Source organism: Rhodococcus wratislaviensis (assembly GCF_900455735.1).
Lineage (GTDB): Bacteria > Actinomycetota > Actinomycetes > Mycobacteriales > Mycobacteriaceae > Rhodococcus_F > Rhodococcus_F wratislaviensis.
This window is the reverse complement of the sequence record NZ_UAUI01000011.1, coordinates 923,424-941,436: the sequence shown is the minus strand read 5'-3', so window position 1 is coordinate 941,436 and position 18,013 is coordinate 923,424. Positions and strand designations below refer to the sequence as shown.

At 68.5% G+C, this 18,013-nt stretch carries 18 protein-coding genes and 2 tRNA genes; 10 read left to right on the top strand and 10 right to left on the bottom strand.

What is annotated here, in order from left to right; all coding sequences use genetic code 11:
- Nucleotides 1-255: 255 nt before the first annotated feature.
- Genes DTA22_RS18070 through pknB form a run of 6 tightly spaced genes read left to right on the top strand, consistent with a single transcriptional unit; the run spans nt 256 to nt 8,431 of the window.
- Nucleotides 256-720, top strand: a complete 465-nt coding sequence (locus DTA22_RS18070; protein ID WP_005249074.1) for an FHA domain-containing protein FhaB/FipA — start codon at nt 256-258, stop codon at nt 718-720.
- On the top strand, nt 717-2,186 hold the full coding sequence (locus DTA22_RS18065; RefSeq protein ID WP_037235006.1) for a PP2C family protein-serine/threonine phosphatase: 1,470 nt from the start codon (nt 717-719) through the stop codon (nt 2,184-2,186). Before DTA22_RS18070 ends, DTA22_RS18065 begins: the two co-directional genes overlap by 4 nt.
- The gene (locus DTA22_RS18060) at nt 2,186-3,640 is read left to right on the top strand and encodes an FtsW/RodA/SpoVE family cell cycle protein (RefSeq protein ID WP_037235003.1); all 1,455 of its coding nucleotides are present in this window, start codon (nt 2,186-2,188) and stop codon (nt 3,638-3,640) included. The genes DTA22_RS18065 and DTA22_RS18060 overlap by 1 nt, the downstream gene beginning before the upstream one ends.
- Nucleotides 3,637-5,124, top strand: a complete 1,488-nt coding sequence (locus tag DTA22_RS18055) for a penicillin-binding transpeptidase domain-containing protein (RefSeq protein WP_037235000.1) — start codon at nt 3,637-3,639, stop codon at nt 5,122-5,124. Before DTA22_RS18060 ends, DTA22_RS18055 begins: the two co-directional genes overlap by 4 nt.
- Before the next feature lie 2 nt (nt 5,125-5,126).
- Complete coding sequence (locus DTA22_RS18050; protein WP_112300314.1) at nt 5,127-6,515, top strand: protein kinase domain-containing protein; 1,389 nt, start codon at nt 5,127-5,129, stop codon at nt 6,513-6,515.
- Complete coding sequence (gene pknB / locus DTA22_RS18045; RefSeq protein ID WP_037234994.1) at nt 6,512-8,431, top strand: Stk1 family PASTA domain-containing Ser/Thr kinase; 1,920 nt, start codon at nt 6,512-6,514, stop codon at nt 8,429-8,431. Before DTA22_RS18050 ends, pknB begins: the two co-directional genes overlap by 4 nt.
- A gap of 60 nt (nt 8,432-8,491) precedes the next feature.
- On the opposite strand, the gene DTA22_RS18040 is transcribed toward pknB, so the two are convergent.
- A complete protein-coding gene (locus tag DTA22_RS18040; RefSeq protein ID WP_112300312.1) occupies nt 8,492-9,145 on the bottom strand; it encodes an aminodeoxychorismate/anthranilate synthase component II in 654 nt (217 codons plus the stop codon).
- Between the two features lie 54 nt (nt 9,146-9,199).
- A complete protein-coding gene (locus tag DTA22_RS18035) occupies nt 9,200-9,901 on the bottom strand; it encodes a DUF881 domain-containing protein (RefSeq protein ID WP_037234988.1) in 702 nt (233 codons plus the stop codon).
- A 119-nt stretch (nt 9,902-10,020) separates the two neighbouring features.
- On the opposite strand from DTA22_RS18035, the gene crgA reads away from it, so the two are divergent.
- Together crgA and DTA22_RS18025 are read left to right on the top strand one after the other, a co-directional pair.
- The gene (crgA, locus tag DTA22_RS18030) at nt 10,021-10,284 is read left to right on the top strand and encodes a cell division protein CrgA (protein WP_005249082.1); all 264 of its coding nucleotides are present in this window, start codon (nt 10,021-10,023) and stop codon (nt 10,282-10,284) included.
- Nucleotides 10,285-10,351: 67 nt separating this feature from the next.
- Complete coding sequence (locus DTA22_RS18025) at nt 10,352-10,810, top strand: PH domain-containing protein (RefSeq protein WP_081792442.1); 459 nt, start codon at nt 10,352-10,354, stop codon at nt 10,808-10,810.
- Here the strand turns inward: DTA22_RS18025 and DTA22_RS18020 are convergent.
- Both DTA22_RS18020 and DTA22_RS18015 read right to left on the bottom strand, forming a co-directional pair.
- Complete coding sequence (locus tag DTA22_RS18020; protein WP_037234985.1) at nt 10,804-11,721, bottom strand: rhomboid family intramembrane serine protease; 918 nt, start codon at nt 11,719-11,721, stop codon at nt 10,804-10,806. The two genes, DTA22_RS18025 and DTA22_RS18020, sit on opposite strands and share 7 nt — an antisense overlap.
- A 13-nt stretch (nt 11,722-11,734) precedes the next feature.
- On the bottom strand, nt 11,735-12,262 hold the full coding sequence (locus DTA22_RS18015) for a peptidylprolyl isomerase (protein WP_025431550.1): 528 nt from the start codon (nt 12,260-12,262) through the stop codon (nt 11,735-11,737).
- 100 nt (nt 12,263-12,362) lie between these two features.
- On the opposite strand from DTA22_RS18015, the gene DTA22_RS18010 reads away from it, so the two are divergent.
- On the top strand, nt 12,363-12,923 hold the full coding sequence (locus DTA22_RS18010) for a hypothetical protein (protein ID WP_112300311.1): 561 nt from the start codon (nt 12,363-12,365) through the stop codon (nt 12,921-12,923).
- Here the strand turns inward: DTA22_RS18010 and DTA22_RS18005 are convergent.
- Nucleotides 12,906-14,579 carry an alpha/beta hydrolase gene (locus tag DTA22_RS18005; RefSeq protein ID WP_174233817.1) on the bottom strand — a complete coding sequence of 558 codons (1,674 nt, stop codon included), beginning with the start codon at nt 14,577-14,579 and terminating at the stop codon, nt 12,906-12,908. The genes DTA22_RS18010 and DTA22_RS18005 overlap by 18 nt on opposite strands.
- A 116-nt stretch (nt 14,580-14,695) precedes the next feature.
- On the opposite strand from DTA22_RS18005, the gene DTA22_RS18000 reads away from it, so the two are divergent.
- A complete protein-coding gene (locus DTA22_RS18000; protein WP_037234975.1) occupies nt 14,696-15,160 on the top strand; it encodes a hypothetical protein in 465 nt (154 codons plus the stop codon).
- Here DTA22_RS18000 and DTA22_RS17995 read toward each other — a convergent pair.
- From DTA22_RS17995 to DTA22_RS17975, 5 genes are all read right to left on the bottom strand, one after another.
- Complete coding sequence (locus tag DTA22_RS17995) at nt 15,150-16,121, bottom strand: helix-turn-helix domain-containing protein (protein ID WP_112300309.1); 972 nt, start codon at nt 16,119-16,121, stop codon at nt 15,150-15,152. The two genes, DTA22_RS18000 and DTA22_RS17995, sit on opposite strands and share 11 nt — an antisense overlap.
- A gap of 50 nt (nt 16,122-16,171) precedes the next feature.
- Entirely contained in the window at nt 16,172-16,762 is a 591-nt protein-coding gene (locus DTA22_RS17990) for a chorismate mutase (RefSeq protein WP_112300307.1), read from the bottom strand.
- 19 nt (nt 16,763-16,781) lie between these two features.
- Nucleotides 16,782-17,615 (bottom strand): siderophore-interacting protein, encoded by an 834-nt coding sequence (locus DTA22_RS17985; RefSeq protein WP_112300306.1) that lies wholly within the window; start codon nt 17,613-17,615, stop codon nt 16,782-16,784.
- Between the two features lie 93 nt (nt 17,616-17,708).
- A tRNA-Ala gene (locus DTA22_RS17980) sits at nt 17,709-17,781 on the bottom strand.
- Between the two features lie 120 nt (nt 17,782-17,901).
- Nucleotides 17,902-17,975 (bottom strand) — tRNA-Ile (locus tag DTA22_RS17975).
- Nucleotides 17,976-18,013: the final 38 nt, after the last annotated feature.

Below are 18,013 nucleotides of genomic sequence, written 5' to 3'. Positions count from 1 at the left end.
GCACCACCGAGTTAGGACTCCGAGTAGATTCCGCCGATACCCGACCCCGAACTGCCTCACCGAGACCCAACCGAGACGGCTTCGATACTCGACCGACATCGCGTCGGAGCCCGTGTCGGACGTAACACGGTGGGGACTCCGTATCGTTGTGGGCTGTCCGTATCCTGATCCCAGGGTGCGGGTTGCCCATATGATGCTGCCAGAAAAAGACGCTGGAACCTCGAACGTTCCCGCCACAGAAGGAGGTGGACTGCCGTGCAAGGTTTGATTCTGCAACTCACACGAGCAGGTTTCCTGCTTCTGCTGTGGCTTTTCGTGTGGACCGTTCTGCGGGCGTTGCGCGGCGACATCTACGCGGGATCCGGCGTCCGTGTGCCGCCCCGGTATTCGCGCAGCGGCAACGTGCTGCCGTCGCTGGGGAAGACCAAGACGGCCAAGTATCTGGTGGTGACGCAGGGCGGCCTCGCCGGCACGCGCATCACTCTCGGCACCCAGCCCGTCCTCATCGGACGGGCCGACGACTCCACCCTCGTTCTCACCGACGACTACGCCTCCACCCGCCACGCTCGGCTCTCCCCGCGAGGCGCCGACTGGTACGTCGAAGACCTCGGCTCGACCAACGGCACGTACCTGGATCGCGCCAAGGTCACCACATCTGTCCGCGTGCCGCTCGGTACCCCCGTACGGGTCGGCAAAACGGTAATCGAGTTGCGCCCGTGACCCTCGTACTCCGCTATGCCGCCCGCAGCGACCGTGGCCTTGTCCGTTCCAACAACGAAGATTCCGTGTATGCCGGTGCCCGCCTGCTGGCGCTCGCGGACGGCATGGGCGGTCACGCGGCCGGTGAGGTCGCGTCGCAGTTGATGATCGCGGCCCTCGCGCATCTCGACGACGACGAGCCCGGCGAAGATCTGCTCGGCAAGCTCGAGGCCGCCACCCGGGAGGGCAACGACTCCATCGCCGACCACGTCGAGGAGGACCCCGAACTCGACGGCATGGGCACCACGCTCACCGCAATCCTGTTCTCCGGCAACAAGCTCGGGCTGGTCCACATCGGTGACTCCCGCGCCTACCTGCTCCGCGACGATTCCCTCGCACAGATCACCCGGGACGACACGTTCGTGCAGTCCCTCGTCGACGAGGGGCGAATCACCGCCGAGCAGGCGCACACCCACCCGCAGCGGTCGCTCATCATGCGCGCCCTCACCGGCAACGAGATCGAGCCGACGCTGACGGTTCGCGAGGCGCGCGCAGGCGACCGCTATCTGCTGTGCTCCGACGGACTGTCGGACGTGGTCAGCGACGAGACCATCGAGAACACGATGCGTGAGGGCTCGCAGGACGAGTGCGCCGACCGGTTGATCGAACTCGCCCTGCGCAGCGGCGGCCCGGACAACGTGACGGTCGTCGTCGCGGACGTCATCGACCTCGACTACGGGCAGAGCCACCCCATCGTCGCCGGTGCCGCCTCCGCCGACGACGAAGAGGACACACCGCCGCCCAACACGGCTGCGGGGCGCGCCGCCGCGATGCGTCCGCCGCGGGCCACCCCGAAGCGGGTCGTCCCGCAGGTCGAGGAACCGCCGACGAAGAAGAAGCGTCACCGCATGTGGTGGGCTGCGCTCGCGCTCGGTCTGATCGTCGTGGTCGCCGTCGCTGCCTTCGTGGGGCGGGCTCTGGTCCGGAACAACTACTACGTCGGCGCCGACGGCGAACGCGTCACCGTGCTGCGCGGAGTTCCCGGTTCGGTGCTGGGTTACTCCCTGCAGGAAGCGAATCTCGTCGGCTGTGTCAGCGATGCCGGCGACCTGACGTTGATGTCGCCGACCGAGTCACCGAACGGGTGCACCATCCTCGAGGTCGACGACCTCCAGCCGTCGGCCCGCGAGCAGGTACGTGCCGGGCTCCCCTCGGGCAAGCTCGACGACGTCCGCAACCAGATGACGCGCCTCGCCCAGAACGATCTGCTTCCGGTCTGCGAGTCGGAGTCGTCCACCACCACGACGACCACCCCGGCTCCGACCCCGGCCCCCGTCCCGGAGACCACGCCGCCGCCCGCGCCTGCACCTGTGCCCCCGGCCGAGGTACCGCCGGTTCCGGCGCCGACCACACCCCCGACTCCGACCGCCACCCCGGCGCCGACCGTGACCCAGGTTCCCGGTCAGAACTGCAGGACGGCTAGCTGATGTCGGTCGCAAGTGCATCACCGGGGGCTCAGTTTCCCAGTCCCCCCGGCGGGTTCGCGCCAGCCCCCGTCCAGTCGACGCGCCGGGGCACCGAGCTGATCCTGATCGGTTTCGCGATCCTGATCACGACGATCTCGCTGGTCCTGGTCGAGGCCAGCCAGGAACAGAGCATCACCTGGGACCTCGCCAAGTACGCCGCCGCCTACTCGGCGCTGTTTCTGATCGCGCATCTCGCGGTGCGCCGGTTCGCGCCGTACGCCGACCCGCTGATCCTGCCGATCGTCGCGCTGCTCAACGGCCTCGGACTGGTGTTGATCCACCGACTCGACCTCGCCGACGCACAGTCCGCCGCCTACTTCGGGCTGCCCGTCCCGTCGCCGGACGCCAACCAGCAGGTGCTGTGGACGACGCTGGCCATCGCCGGTTTCGTGGGCGTGCTGGTGCTGCTCAAGGACTACCGCCTCCTGGCCCGCTACAGCTACACGCTGGGCCTCGCCGGACTGGTGTTCCTCGCCATCCCGGCGATCCTGCCGTCCAGCTTCTCCGAGGTGAACGGCGCGAAGATCTGGATCCGCCTCCCCGGCTTCAGCATTCAGCCCGGCGAGTTCGCGAAGATCCTCCTGATCATCTTCTTCGCGTCGGTGCTGGTCGCGAAGCGCGATCTCTTCACGACCGCAGGCAAGCACGTGTTCGGCATCGACCTCCCGCGCGCCCGCGACCTCGGGCCCATCCTCGTCGCGTGGATGGTGTCGGTGGGTGTGCTCGTGCTGGAGAAGGACCTCGGCACGTCGCTGCTGCTGTTCAGCACCGTGCTGGTGATGCTCTACATCGCCACCGAACGCGTCGGGTGGCTGCTGATCGGTGCCGGACTGCTCGGAATCGGCTTCTTCTTCGCCTACCAGCTGTTCGGCCACGTCCGGGTCCGGGTCAGCACCTGGCTCGACCCGCTGGCCGACTACAACAACACCGGTTACCAGATCTCGCAGTCGCTGTTCGGGCTCGCGACCGGTGGTGTCGCCGGTACGGGACTCGGCAGCGGACGACCCGCTCAGGTGCCGTTCGCGAAGACCGACTTCATCGTCGCCACCATCGGCGAGGAGCTCGGTCTCATCGGACTCGCCGCCGTCCTGATGCTGTTCCTGATCCTCGTCATCCGCGGTCTGCGCACCGCGCTGGCCGTCCGGGACAGCTTCGGCAAGCTCCTCGCGGCCGGTCTGTCGTTCACGATCGCGGTGCAGGTGTTCGTGGTGGTCGGCGGCGTCACCAAGCTGATCCCGCTCACCGGTCTGACGACGCCGTTCATGTCGTACGGTGGGTCGTCGCTGCTCGCCAACTATCTCCTCCTCGCGATCCTGATCAAGATCTCCGACGCAGCGCGTGAGCCGGCGGTCCCGAAGAAGAAGGGCCCCGCACCCATCGCCGACGCCCCGACCGAGATGGTGCCGCGCTCATGAACACACCGCTGCGTCGCGTCGCGATCGCCGTCATGGTGATGGTGGTCGCCCTCCTCGCCAACGCCACCTACGTCCAGGTCATCAAGGCGGACAACCTGCGGGCCGATCCGCGGAACTCGCGCGTGCTGCTCGACGAGTACTCGCGTCAGCGCGGCCAGATCTCGGCGGCCGGCCAGGTGCTCGCGGCGTCCGTCCCGACCGACGACCGCTACAAGTACCTGCGCACCTACCCGCCGAACCCGGCGGCACCGTCCAGCCCGCTGGCCAACGCGCCGGTCACCGGGTTCTACTCGATGCAGTACGGCAGCACCGGTCTCGAGCGGACCGAGGACCCGGTCCTCAACGGTTCCGACAACCGGCTGTTCGGACGTCGCTTCTTCGACCTCGTGTCCGGCCGCGACCCGCGCGGCGGCAACGTGGTGACCACCATCAACCCGGTCATGCAGCAGGTTGCGTACGACGAGCTGACGGCGAAGGGCTACACCGGTTCGGTCGTGGCGATCGAGCCGAGCACCGGACGCATCCTCACGATGGTCAGCACCCCGAGCTACGACCCCAATTCGCTCGCCAGCCACGACGGCACCGAGACCACCCAGGCGTGGGAGGCCCTCAACGCCGACCCCGAGAAGCCGCTGATCAACCGGGCGGTGTCGCAGACGTACCCACCCGGCTCCACGTTCAAGGTGGTGGTGACCGCTGCCGCGCTCGCCGCCGGAACCACCCCCGACACCCAGCTGACCGCGGCCCCGCAGATCACCCTTCCCGGCACGTCGACGACGCTCGAGAACTACAACGGCTCCACGTGTGGCGGCGCACCCACCGCGTCGCTGCGTGAGGCGTTCGCGCGGTCCTGCAACACGGCGTTCGTCGAACTCGGTGTGAAGACCGGCACCGACGCCGTCAGCGACCAGTCCAGCGCGCTCGGCATCGGTGGGCAGATGCCCGGCGTCCCGTTCCCCGTCGCGGACAGCACGATCGGGTCGATCCCCGACGACGCCGCACTCGGCCAGAGCAGCATCGGCCAGCGTGACGTCGCGCTCACTCCGCTGCAGAACGCGATGATCGCGGCTACCGTCGCCAACGGTGGCGTACGGATGCAACCGCAACTGGTGTCCGAACTGCAGGGGCCGGACCTGTCCAACCTCGCGACCACCAACCCGGTGTCCGAAGGCCAGGCGATGTCGTCCCAGGTGGCGGCCACCCTGACCGACCTGATGATCGGTTCCGAGAACAACACCAGCGGCGAAGGCAAGATCCCGGGCGTCCAGATCGCGTCCAAGACGGGCACCGCCGAGCACGGGACCGACCCTCGGAACACCCCGCCCCACGCCTGGTACATCGGATTCGCACCCGCCCAGAACCCGACCGTGGCCATCGCGGTCATCGTCGAGGACGGCGGAGATCGTGCACTGGCCGCAACCGGCGGCTCGGTGGCTGCACCTATCGGCCGTGCCGTCATCGCAGCCGGACTACAAGGGGGCTGATTGTGGCACTGAACAACGGCGCGCTGATCGCCAATCGATACCGCCTGATCCGGCTCATCGCCACGGGCGGAATGGGACAGGTCTGGGAAGCGACGGACAACCGGCTCAACCGTCGTGTCGCGGTGAAGGTGCTGAAGTCCGAGTTCTCGTCCGACCCGGAGTTCGTCGAACGTTTCCGCTTCGAGGCGCGCACCACCGCACAGCTGAACCATTCCGGCATCGCCGGAATCTACGACTACGGCGAGGTCCGCGACGCCACCGGCGATTCCACCGCCTACCTGGTGATGGAACTCGTCAACGGTGAGCCGCTCAACGCCGTCCTCGCGCGGGTGGGCCGTCTCGCGGTGCCGCACGCCCTGGACATGCTCGAGCAGACCGGCCGGGCGCTGCAGGTGGCGCACGACGCCGGAGTCGTGCACCGCGACGTGAAGCCGGGCAACATCCTGATCACCCCCACCGGTCAGGTGAAGATCACCGACTTCGGCATCGCGAAGGCCGTGGAGAACTCGCCCATCACACGCACCGGCATGGTGATGGGCACCGCGCAGTACATCGCCCCCGAGCAGGCGCTCGGACAGGACGCGACCGCGGCGAGCGACGTGTACTCCCTCGGCATCGTCGGCTACGAGGCGCTGTCGGGACGGCGTCCGTTCGTCGGCGACGGCGCGATCACGGTCGCGATGAAGCACGTGCAGGAGGCGCCGGCACCGTTGCCGAGCGACCTGCCGCCGAACATCCGCGAACTCATCGACATCACCATCGCGAAGGATCCGAGCACCCGCTACGCCAGTGGCGGAGAGTTCGCCGACGCGGTCGCGGCGGTCCGGGCGGGCAGGCGTCCCCCGCCGCCCGGCGTGTCGGGCACCGGGGCCGCCCGGGTTCTGCCCCCGCCGATGACCGGGGCAACCCAGATGATGCCGCCTTCCCAGACCGCGTACGCGGGACCGGTCACGGGGCAGGTGCCGCCGGACGACTCGAACGGTGACGGCAAGAAGGGCGGGCTGACCAGCGGCCAGAAGGCCGTGGCCTGGGGTGCGGGTGGCCTGCTCCTGCTGGCGGCGATCATCGCGCTCGCGCTCGTCCTGTTCGACGGGGGTGACACGAAGGAACCGACGTCGCCGGCGGTGACCTCGTCGCTGCGGACGATCACGACGACACCGCGGCCGACGACGACCACGACGACCGAGGAACAGACGACCACCACCGAGCCGCCGACATATACGACCACCACCACCGAGCCGCCGACCACGACGACGACCGCCCCGACCACCACGACGACGACAGAGCCGACGACGACTACCACCACCACGACCGCCCCGACCACCACGACGACGACCACGACGACCACGTCGGAGGAGTCAGCTACTCCGACCCCACAAGGACTGCCATGACGACACCGCGCAACCTCTCCTCACGCTACGAGCTGGGTGAGATTCTCGGCTTCGGTGGCATGTCCGAGGTCCACCTCGCCCGTGACGTCCGGCTCAGCCGTGATGTCGCGATCAAGGTCCTGCGCGCCGACCTGGCCCGCGACCCCACGTTCTACCTGCGGTTCCGCCGCGAGGCGCAGAACGCGGCGGCGCTGAACCATCCGGCGATCGTGGCCGTCTACGACACCGGCGAGGCGGAAACCGACGCGGGACCGCTGCCGTACATCGTGATGGAGTACGTCGACGGTGACACGTTGCGGGACATCGTGCGCAGCGAGGGCCCGATGGCACCGCGCCGCGCGATGGAAGTCATCTCGGACGTGTGCGCGGCGCTCGACTTCAGCCACCGCAACGGCATCGTGCACCGCGACGTGAAGCCCGCCAACGTGATGATCAACCGTGCGGGCGCGGTCAAGGTGATGGACTTCGGCATCGCGCGAGCGATCTCCGACGCGTCCAGCCCCATGACGCAGACAGCCGCCGTGATCGGCACCGCCCAGTACCTGTCGCCCGAGCAGGCCCGCGGTGAGCAGGTCGACGCCCGCTCCGACGTGTACTCGCTCGGGTGCGTGCTGTTCGAGATCCTCACCGGCGAACCCCCGTTCAAGGGTGACTCCCCGGTCGCGGTCGCGTATCAGCACGTGCGGGAGGACCCGCAGACACCGTCCGCGGTCAACCCGGACATTCCGCGCGAGCTCGACTCGGTGATCCTCAAGGCGATGAGCAAGAACCCCGCCAACCGCTACCAGACCGCCGCGGACATGCGCAGCGACCTGGTCCGGGTGCTCGGCGGGCAGCGCCCCAGCGCGCCGATGGTCATGAGCGACGAGGACCGCACCACGATCCTCGGTGCCGTCGACTCCGGCGCGGGAAACTACCGGCGCCCGCAGTCACCCACCCCGGCCACCGCGTCGAAGACGGACGGTGGTGAGCCCGACAAGAAGAAGAACCCGATGCGGGTGGCGCTGATGGCGCTGGGCGCGCTCATCGTCGTCGGCATCGTCGGCGCGTTCCTGTGGTCCGTGGGACCGGGCTCCAAGGCCGATCAGGTGACCATGCCGGACGTCACGAACCAGGCCGCGGACGACGCCGAGACGACACTGCAGAACCTGGGTTTCCGCGTCGCCCGGCAGCAGAAACCGGACGCCGTCGTGGCGACCGGCAACGTCATCACCACCCGGCCCGTCGGCGGGGTGCAGGTGGACGAGGGCAGCACGATCACCCTCGAGGTGTCGTCGGGCCCCGAACAGGTGAAGGTCCCGCGGCTCGCCGGCCTCACCCAACAGGAAGCGCAGCAGGAGCTGAACGCGGTCGGACTACGGCTCGACACCGCCGTCGCCCGCGCGCCGTCCGACGTGTCCGACGTCGACAAGGTGATCGAGCAGAACCCGTCCTCCGGGGCGAGCATCTCCCTCGATTCCGAGGTCGCCGTCACGCTGGGCACCGGGCCGGAGCAGATTCGCATCCCGGACGTGACCGGCCAGAAGGTCGAGGTCGCGCAGGCGAACATCGAGGGTGCCGGCTTCAAGGTGCAGATCCAGAACATCGATTCCGGTGTGCCGAAGGGTCAGGTAGTCTCCACCGACCCCGTCGGCGGCTCCTCCGCCGCCAAGGGCGACACGATCCAGATCCGGGTGTCGAACGGCAACAACATCGAGATGCCCGACCTGACGGGCAAGACGGTGTCGCAGGCGCTCGCCGAGCTGCGCAGCGCCGGCTGGAGCGGGTCGTCGGCCTCGCTGAATCAGACGCAGACGTCCACCCTGGACCCGGAGATGGTCGGCAAGATCATCAGCCAGGAACAGCCGCCGGGATCGGAGATCACCAAGAACGGTGTCGTCTCGGTCGGTGTCGGCGCGCTGGGCATCCCGCGGTAGGCGGCTCCGCCGCCTGTGAGTGGTCGAGGAGTCTCTGGACTCGTCAACCACTCACGGGTGCTACGCGCCCAATGCCTGCGCGACCTCGGCCTCGAGGGTGGCGACGAGGGATTCCTTCGGTGCCTCGCCGCAGACGGTGAGCCAGTTGGCGAGCATGCGGTGCCCGCCTTCGGTGAGTACGGACTCCGGGTGGAACTGAACGCCGTGGATCGGGAGCTCCCGGTGCCGCATCGCCATGACGATGCCGCTGTCGGTGTGGGCGGTGACCTCGAGTTCGTCCGGGATGGTGTCTTCCAGAACGGTCAGCGAGTGGTAGCGGGTGGCGGTGAACGGGTCGGGCAGACCCGCGAGAACACCCTGGCCGGTGTGGTGGACGACGCTGGTCTTGCCGTGCAGGAGTTCGGGTGCCCGGTCGACGGTGGCGCCGAAGGCGGCCCCGATCGCCTGATGACCGAGGCACACCCCGAGTAGCGGTGTCTTGGCGGCGGCGCACGCCGTGACCAGGTCCATCGTCGCACCGGCGCGCTGCGGTGTGCCGGGGCCGGGGCTCAGCAGAATGCCGTCGAATTCGGCCGCTGCCGCCGCGACGGCGTCGGGTCCCGTGAGGTTCGGATCGTCGTTGCGCCAGACCACGGCCCGGGTTCCCAGCTGTCCGAGGTACTGGACCAGGTTGAACACGAAGCTGTCGTAGTTGTCGACGACGAGAATCCTCATGGAAGCAGGGTATTCTGCCCGCTTCCCGCTCTGCACGGCCGGGGACCGTTCAGGTCAGTGCCCCGCGTATCCGGGCACGGTCAACTGGCCGGACGCCGCCTCCGAGTAGCCGAGACCGAACCGCGACGCGTACTGCTTGAACACCCGGATTCCGGGTTCGTTGGCGAGCGCCGCCTCCAGCCGCGCGGGATCCCCGATCGCCGACATCACGTACGGCGGGCTGTAGGTGCGGCCGTGCAGCAGCAGGGTGTTGCCGATGCAGCGCGGCGCCGACGTGTTCACGATTCGCTGGTCCTGCATGCTGATCGCCTCGGCACCGCCCACCCACAGCGCGTTCAGCACACTCTGGACGTCCTGCTGATGGACGACGAGATCGTCCGGCGACGCGTCGACGGGGTATTTGCCGTCCGCGTCGCGGGGGGCGTCGGTGAGCGTGACGGTGACTCCGGGACCGGTCATCGGTGTGAGTCCGGCATCCGTGGCGAGCGCCTTGGAGTCGGCGAGCGCCTGCGCGACACCGCTGTCGGACGCCGCGGCGTCCTGCTGCAGCGACTCGACCTGCGCCGCCAGCCGATCGCGGGTCTCGGCCACCTGGTCGGTCTCGGATTGCGCGTTCCGCACGAGGTCGGACAGCCGGGTGGAATCGCCGGCGCGGATCTCGTTGCCGTGCGACACCTGACGGGTGGTGGCCACCAGCAGACCGGCCACGAGACACACCACCAGCACCGCGATCCGCCAGAAGATCGACCTGGTCACCGGTGTTTCCGTCCCCTCGTCCTCGCCGCGCGAATCGCGGCTACGTTAGCGTGTACACACGCAGGTATTTCCGAATCTACCTGCCCACATTCCCGTAGAGCCGCACGAACGAGGACGTCATGCCGAAGTCGAAGGTCCGAAAGAAGACCGATTACACGATCAACCCTGCGAGCCGCACCCCGGTGAAGGTGAAGGCCGGCCCCTCGAGCACCCTGTACGTCTCGGTGATGCTCGGGTTCATGCTGGTCGGCCTGGTGTGGCTGCTCGTCTACTACCTGGCCGCCGACCAGCTCGAGTGGATGAACAACCTCGGTGCCTACAACTTCCTCATCGGATTCGGCTTCATGGTGGTCGGTCTGATCATGACGATGCGCTGGCGTTGACGGTCACAATTACACCCATGTCATTCATCCCCAATGTGGACAACCCCTGTGGATAGCCGCAGGTCGAGTGCTGATGTCTGCTGACGAGGCACCGTTGGAGTGGTCGACGCCCCTCGGCGCGGTGATCGCGCTCGCTGCGGGCGGACTCGCGCTGGGGGTCGCGGGACTCGCCGTGTCGACCGAGCCGGCGGGCCGTGTCCTCGTGTGCGTCGCCGCCCTCGGACTGCTGCTGACCGCCGCGTCGGCGCTTCGGCAACGCCCGCGCCTCGCCGTCGACAAGGAGGGCGGCGGGATCGTGGTGAACCGGCTGACCGGCCGCCACGGGTATGCCCGCTCGGAGATCGACCGCGCGCGGCTCGTGCGCTATCCCCGGCTGGGCCGCCGGGTACCGATGCTCGAGATCGACGTGCGCACCGAGGACGGCACCGAACGCCTCCTGATCTTCGGCCGCTGGGATCTCGGCACCAATCCGGAGGACGTGTTCGATGCCCTCGCGGTGCATCGTCTGGTGGGCCGGGGTCAGTAGCCGAAGCTCGCGCGCAACTGCAGGGTGCGGACGGCGATGACGGCCAGTGGCACCAGCACCACGACGCCGAGGCAGACCCAGCCGACGATGACGGCCTTCTCCCGGTTGTTCCCGACGCCCAGCAGTTGGGGCCCGTAGAGGATTCCTGCGGTGGCCGCGGCTCCGGCGACCAGGCCGCCGAGATGCCCCCACAGTGAGATGCCCGGGATCGTGATGCTGATGATCACGTTGATGGCGATCACCGAGATCACCGGTGCGGGGCTTCGTCGCAGACGCAGCAGGATGACGGCCTGAGCGCCCATCAGGCCGAAGACGGCGCCCGACGCACCTGCGGTGACCGCGCCGAGTTGGAACAGCATCACCGCGGCGGAACCGCCGAGCAGCGACGCGAAGTACACGCAGGCGTAGCGGGCACGCCCGAGGACCAGTTCGGTGTCGCGGCCGATCACCCACAGCGCGAACATGTTGACGGCCAGGTGAATGATGCCGAAGTGGAGGAATCCGCTGCCGAGCACGCGGACGATCTGCCCGTCCACGACGGCGGGTGGGAACAGAGCCCAGTCCGCGAAGAGCTTCGATCCGGCCTGGTTCTGCATGATGCTGCGGGATTGCGCCGCGGTGATCAGGAAGATGCCGACGTTCGCGGCCATCAGGATGTACGTCACGAGCGGTGTCGCACGCTGCGTGGTGACGGCGCCGGCGACGTTGCGGACCGGCCGGACATCACGCTGCCCGGCGGCGACGCAGTCGACACACTGGTAGCCGACGGCCGCTTCGCGCAGGCATTCGGGGCAGGCGGGACGACCACACCGATTGCACGACAGTGCAGTGGGGCGATCGGGGTGGCGGACGCACCGCGGCTGGGGCGGAGTGCCCTCGTTCGCGGCACCGCCCCAGCCGGGGTTGGTCATGTGCTGCGGTTCCCTACGCGATGGTGACGCTGTTGATCACGACCGGCTCGAGCGGACGGTCCGCGCGATCGGTGGCGGTGGTGGAGATGGCGTCGACGACCTTCTTCGACTCCTCGTCGACGACCTCACCGAAGATGGTGTGGCGACGGTTGAGGTGCGGCGTCGGGCCGGTGGTGATGAAGAACTGCGAACCGTTGGTTCCCGGGCCTGCGTTCGCCATGGCCAGGATGTATGCGCGGTCGAACTGCAGTTCCGGGTGGAACTCGTCGCCGAACTTGTAGCCCGGGCCACCGGCGCCGGTGCCCGTGGGGTCGCCGCCCTGGATCATGAATCCGTCGATGACGCGGTGGAAGACGGCGCCGTCGTAGAACGGTCCGGAGTCGGTGCCACCGGCGTTGGCGGTGCTGTAGTCCTTCGAACCGTCGGCCAGGCCGACGAAGTTCTCGACGGTCTTGGGCGCGTGGTTGCCGAACAGCGCGATCTTGATGTCGCCGCGGTTGGTGTGCAGCGTTGCGGTTGCGGTCTGATGAGGTGAAGTCACACCACCATGTTGCCATTGTGGGGTTCCGTGTGGTTCCGCCGCGGTGACTCGAGTACTTCGGATCGGTTCGTGCTCGCGGTTCTTGTGACAAAGTGGGGACATGACACGAGCGACGGAGTCCCTCACGAATCTGCTTCCGACCGAACGCGCCGAGACCCTGCAGGAGCAGGTCTCCGAACGAGTCGAGACCGCTCTGGCCCACGTCGAGGATTCGGCTTCCCGCGTCAAGGAATCCGAGGCTGTCGATCAGGCGCGGCGCTACGCACGCGCGGCGGCACTCGCGACGGCCCGCGGTGCCGGCCAGCTCAGTCTGTTCCTCGGCCGTCAAGGGGCCTCGCTGGCCAAGAAGGGCTACGAACGCGCCCGGACCGTACCGGTGAAGAAGGTCGCCCAGGATGTCGTTCGCCCCCTGACCTCGGCCGTAGCACCGGTCGAGGAGAAGAAGTCGCGGAAGGGCCGTCGCATCGCGATCGTCGTCCTCGTGGGTGCCGCCGTCGCCGGTGGCGCGGTGTTCGTCAAGAGCCGCCGCCGCGAGCAGCCGCGCGTCGCGTCCGCTCCCCCGAACCTGCGCGACCTCGACAGCGCGGACACGCAGGAGCCCACGCCGCCCACGGCGACGAAGCCCCTCACCCCTACTGACCCGTCACTCCCCGGCCAGTAGGGCGCGCGCTCGCTCGGTGTCGCCCGGCGTCCAGCCGGGCGGCTGCAGGATCGCGGCCCACATGTCGACGGCGTCCTCCCCGTAGTTGTGCCCGTGCCCGGGGGGAACGTCCGCCGAGAACACCATGTCGAGGGTGACCTGCCAGAACGTCACGAACGGGATCCACCGCATTCCGGGATCCACGTCCGGACCGTGGGGCTCGCGTAGCCAGTCGGGGCGGTTCAGCAGGAGGTCGAGCGACCACCAGGTGATGGGGTCGCCGGCGTGCTGCCAGTAGACCACCCGACTGTCGCCCCACGGACCGTCGAGTTCGAGGTCGGCGGGATTTCCGGCGAAGCGTATTCCGGCGCCGTCCTCGATCACCGGGACCCGCTGGAACGACCCGGGGTCGCGGTTCTCGGTTATCCGGGTCCACTGTTCGGTGAAGTTGGGCGTTCCCACCCACAGTGCGCCGTCGACGCGGGCCAGCATGTCCTGGCCCGCGACGAACGCGGCCTGTCCCCCGTACGAGCCGAGGCTCTCGCCGAACACCACCAGCTTCGGCCGCGACTCCTGCGGCAACGCAGCCCATTCGGCGTAGACGGCCTCGAACAGCGCCCTGCCTGCCACCATCGGTGTCTCCCGGTCGGCGATGAACGCGAGTGGGCTGGGGAGGAACGAGTACTGCATCGACGCGATCGCGGTGTCGCCGTCGTTCAGGTACTCGAGCGAGGACGCGACGTCCTGGTTGACCCAGCCGCGACCGGTCGTCGTGGCGACGGCCAGGACCGCGCGGTCGTAGGCGCCGGTGCGTTTCAGTTCGGCCACCACGTGGTGCGCGACCTCCTCGACGGTGTCCGCGGAGTCGCGACCCGCGTACGCGCGGATCGGTGTGAGCGCCGGGCGCCCGGTGAGGGCGGTGATGTCTTCCGCCGACGGACCACCGGCGACGAAGGTGCGCCCCTCCTTGCCCAGTGAATCCCAGGGTTCCGCCGAGTCCGGTGAGCCCGACCGTTCCGGCGCGGTGGGCTGGGTGACGCCGGCGGCCGTGTCGTGGTCGGCGGCGGCGAGGCTGCCGTTGGCGAGGGCGAGCAGGCCCGCGTAGAGGGCGCCGTTGACGACGAAGAAGAGGACGGCGACCAGTACGACGACGCTCGCGATCTTCGCGACCGGCGCGGGTACGTAGCGCAATCCGACGGCGGTCAATCGCCGTGCGGCATTGCGGAGTCCCCTCCCGGCGGCCAGCAGCAGTGCCGCGACGGCGAACGAGATCATAAGGATCAGCAGGTAGTAGGTGCGGTTCGCGCGATCGGTGCCGACCAGATCGCGGACGATCTGCTGCCACCACGACCCCAGCACCAGGAAGGTGGGAACGAGGATCACGGCGGCCCCCAGCAGAACCCACCACCCGATCCGACGGGCCTTCGGTGAGTAGTGCGGTTCGACCCCGCACTTACGCACCACCCAGGCGACGAAGCAGCCGACGGCGTAACCGGTGGCCAGGCTGATGCCCGTCGCCACCGCCTGCAGATACCACGGCCGGGGCAGCAGCGACGGCGTCATCGACCACACGAAGAACAGCAACGCGAACGCGAGGCCGACGGGGTGGAGCGACCGTGCGTAGCGCACGGACCCGTCCCGCAGTCGGGAGGGAACGGAAGGCGCTGTCTCCGGCATCTGCGAATCCTAGGTGGACAACCGTCCTGGTGTCCTGTCTTCGTTTCACGGCTTGTACCAGGGGTATCCCGCAGGCAGATGCGCACCAGCGCGAGGATCCGTTCCGAGGAGCAGACATGACCGCCAGACGTATCGTCCATCGCATCGCCGCCGTCACCTTTCCGATCGCCGCCGCCGCGGCTGTGCTGACGGCCGGCCCCGCCGGCGCCGACCCACCCCACCCGTTCGGCGGGCCGGCCCTGACCATCGGCTGTCCGAACCAGGGCAGCCTGATGTCGTTGACGGCGCTCACCGGACAGTCCGGGCCGGAGGCGTCACCGCCCATCGCCGACGGCGACATCCGCTTCGAGTCACGCCCCGCCGCGCCACCGATCCCGGCAGCCGCGCAGGTCACCGTGGCCTGGGTCAACACCGACAGCGGACGTTCGGGGATCGTGAACCTCGGCGGCGTCTACCCCTTCCTGTCCGCGACGGTGAACACCGGCGTCGGGAACGTGGTGGCGACGGCGTTCGGATCGATCAACTTCGGAAGCAGCCCGATCTGCCAGGCGAACCCGGCCATCGGCACGTTCATTGCGTGAGTTCGGCCGTGTTGCAGCCGAACCGGCGTCGATAGTCGGCGGGCGCGACGCCGACCACCCGGTTGAAGTGGTGCCGCAGCAGGGCACCGGACCCGAAACCGCTGCGTCTCGAGATCGCCTCGAGACCGAGGTCGGTGCCCTCGAGTAGCTGCTGCGCGTAGAGGACCCGCTGTGTCGTCAGCCACTTGACGGGGGTGGTGCCCGTCTCGGCCGCGAATTTGCGGGCGAACGTGCGCGTCGACATGGACGAGCGGGTCGCGAGCTCGTCGACCGTGTGTGGCAACTCGAGATTTTCGCTCATCCACGCCATCGTCTCGCTGAGGCTGTCCGACGTGCACGCGACCACCGGCTGCTCGATGAACTGGCGCTGTCCCCCGTCGCGTTGCGGCGGAACGACCATCCTGCGGGCGATCGTGTTGGCGACGGTGGAACCGAGCTCGCGGCGGACCACGTGCAGGCACGCGTCGATGCCTGCCGCGGTACCCGCACTGGTGACGAGGTTGCCCTCGTCGACGAACAGGACGTCGGGGTCGACGGTCGCCGTCGGGAACCGGGTGGCCAGTTCGTCGACGTACTCCCAGTGGGTGGTGCATTTGCGCCCGTCCAGCAGTCCGGCCTCGCCGAGCAGGAAGACACCCGAGCACAGGCTGAGGACGATGGCGCCGGCACCCGCCGCGGCGCGCACCGCGTCGAGCGCCTCCACCGGGAAGTCGGACTGCGCCCCCGGCGGCGGGACCACGACGAGATCGGCGTCGCGCAGGGAATCCAGCCCATAGTCGGCAGACAGCGTCAGCCCCGGCGTGATCGACGCGAGCGGTTCGTCGGGACGGATCCCGCAGATGCGGAAGTCGAACGGCGGAACCCCGTGTTCGGTGCGGTCGATTCCGAACACTTCACAGACCACCCCGAACTCGAACATCGAGACACGATCGAGGAGGAGCGTCGCGACCTTGGAGATCATGCCCCCAGTCTAGTTGGCGACATCTTGTCGGACCATGTCGAAACGGCCAGTCAGTCGCGGACCGGCCCGCAGATCGACACGAGCGCACGCGCCAGCGTGGCCTGATGCAGTGGGTCGAGACGCTGTTCGGCCGCCACCGCGACCGCGGCGTCGACGAGTGCGGGCACGCAATCCGGGCCGGCGAGCACGGCCTCCTGCTCGCGCAGCTGCAGCAGGATGTCCGTGTTCTGGCGGTCGATCACCGGACGGACCTGCGTCAGGTCCGGCCGGACGGTCGGCGCGGAGCCGGGTGCGACACTCCACCAGCCGAAGAGGGCGCGCTGCACCTCTTTGTTGGCCTCGATCTGATCCCGGAAGATCTGCTGCACCCGCACCGCGCTCAGGCCCTCGTCGGCCGCCTGCGCCGCGACCGCACCCAGAACCTGCGCCTCGCGCGCGGGATCGTCGATCGGTGACGGCGTGCCCCACTTGGCCGCCGCCACCGCGTCCGCCGTCGCGAGGCGCAGGGAGACCGCCAGGGCGATCGGTTGGAGTGGACGGGTCTGCGCACTCGCGGGCGCGGCACCGCCGGCGATCAGCATTCCGAGCATCACCGCGGCGGCGGCCACGCGGCGGGCGAGTGCGGGCCGGACCGTGGTCATGGTGCGAGTGTAGGGCCGGTCAGTCGTCCAGCCCCGCGACTCCGCGTTTCCAGTATCCGGTGAACAGCGAATCCATCCGGTCCCGGCTCCACGCGCGCAGAGGCTTGATGTCATTCGCCTCTCCTGCCGCGAACAGGAACGAGCGGCCTTCGGGCAGCGCGAGCGACTGCACCGTCGACGCCAGGGCGGACTCGCTGCCGTCGCGGACGAGCCACGTGACGTCCAGGTTCTCGCGCACGGCCAGCGGGTAGCCGTGCCCGACGTCGTCGTCGGTCTCGATGACGACGTGCGCCGAGACGTCCGCGGGGGACTCGTCGAGCCACCGCGCGACCGCCGGAAGCGCAGTGGAATCGACCGCGAAGACGTAGTGGTCGAAATTGTGGGCGAATGCCTTCGCACCGGGCGGTCCGGCGATGGTCACGTCGTCGCCGATCGCGACCGTCGTCGCCCAGGACGATGCGAGACCGCCGTCGTGCAGCACGAAGTCCAGGTCGAGTTCGCGGGTGTCGGCGTCGTAGCGGCGGACGGTGTATTTCCGCGTGGTCGGGAGCGGTCGCGGCCAGTCGAGCATCATCGCGTCGTTCACCACCGGAACGCGGCGGGTCCCGTCCGGATCGGGGAACACGATCTTGACGTGATCGTCGGCCTGATAGGTGTGGAACCCGTCGAGGCCGGGGCCCCCGATCGTCAGACGCAGCATGCGGGGTGTGACGTACTCGCGTGCACGGACCGTGACCGTGCGGACTCCGATCGGGTAGCCGATTCGTGCGGTTCCCTCGCCGGTCCGGTGGTGGGATGCGACGCGGCTGCGCGGGTCGAGGCGTTCACGGGCTCCGGGATCGAGTGCGGTCATGAAGTAAGGGTAACCTCACCCGTTCCAGCCTCGCACAGCAGTGTGCCCCGGACTCTTCCGAATCCGGGGCACACTGTTCTGTATTCGTACTTGTGGAGCCTAGGAGATTCGAACTCCTGACATCTGCCTTGCAAAGGCAGCGCTCTACCAACTGAGCTAAGGCCCCGTTACCTCGTGCCACACCTCGTTGCCGCGAAGCAACTTGGTCAGTCCGATTGCCACCAGCACTCCGGCTCCCACGAACAGGAGGACCTTCATGCGAATGACCTTTCACCGGCACCAGGAGTGGGCCTAGGAGGACTTGAACCTCCGACCTCTTCGTTATCAGCGAAGCGCTCTAACCGCCTGAGCTATAGGCCCCTGAAGTCTGGAAACTCATCTCGCGCAGTTCCCTGAAC

What these genes read in the sequence shown, in the direction of transcription:
- DTA22_RS18060 (WP_037235003.1), top strand. Translation starts at nt 2,186, where the DNA reads ATGTCGGTCGCAAGTGCATCACCGGGGGCTCAGTTTCCCAGTCCCCCC.
- DTA22_RS18055 (WP_037235000.1), top strand. Translation starts at nt 3,637, where the DNA reads ATGAACACACCGCTGCGTCGCGTCGCGATCGCCGTCATGGTGATGGTG.
- pknB (WP_037234994.1), top strand. Translation starts at nt 6,512, where the DNA reads ATGACGACACCGCGCAACCTCTCCTCACGCTACGAGCTGGGTGAGATT.
- DTA22_RS18040 (WP_112300312.1), bottom strand. Translation starts at nt 9,145, where the DNA reads ATGAGGATTCTCGTCGTCGACAACTACGACAGCTTCGTGTTCAACCTG.
- crgA (WP_005249082.1), top strand. Translation starts at nt 10,021, where the DNA reads ATGCCGAAGTCGAAGGTCCGAAAGAAGACCGATTACACGATCAACCCT.
- DTA22_RS18020 (WP_037234985.1), bottom strand. Translation starts at nt 11,721, where the DNA reads ATGACCAACCCCGGCTGGGGCGGTGCCGCGAACGAGGGCACTCCGCCC.
- DTA22_RS18010 (WP_112300311.1), top strand. Translation starts at nt 12,363, where the DNA reads ATGACACGAGCGACGGAGTCCCTCACGAATCTGCTTCCGACCGAACGC.
- DTA22_RS18005 (WP_174233817.1), bottom strand. Translation starts at nt 14,579, where the DNA reads ATGCCGGAGACAGCGCCTTCCGTTCCCTCCCGACTGCGGGACGGGTCC.
- DTA22_RS18000 (WP_037234975.1), top strand. Translation starts at nt 14,696, where the DNA reads ATGACCGCCAGACGTATCGTCCATCGCATCGCCGCCGTCACCTTTCCG.
- DTA22_RS17995 (WP_112300309.1), bottom strand. Translation starts at nt 16,121, where the DNA reads ATGATCTCCAAGGTCGCGACGCTCCTCCTCGATCGTGTCTCGATGTTC.
- DTA22_RS17990 (WP_112300307.1), bottom strand. Translation starts at nt 16,762, where the DNA reads ATGACCACGGTCCGGCCCGCACTCGCCCGCCGCGTGGCCGCCGCCGCG.
- DTA22_RS17985 (WP_112300306.1), bottom strand. Translation starts at nt 17,615, where the DNA reads ATGACCGCACTCGATCCCGGAGCCCGTGAACGCCTCGACCCGCGCAGC.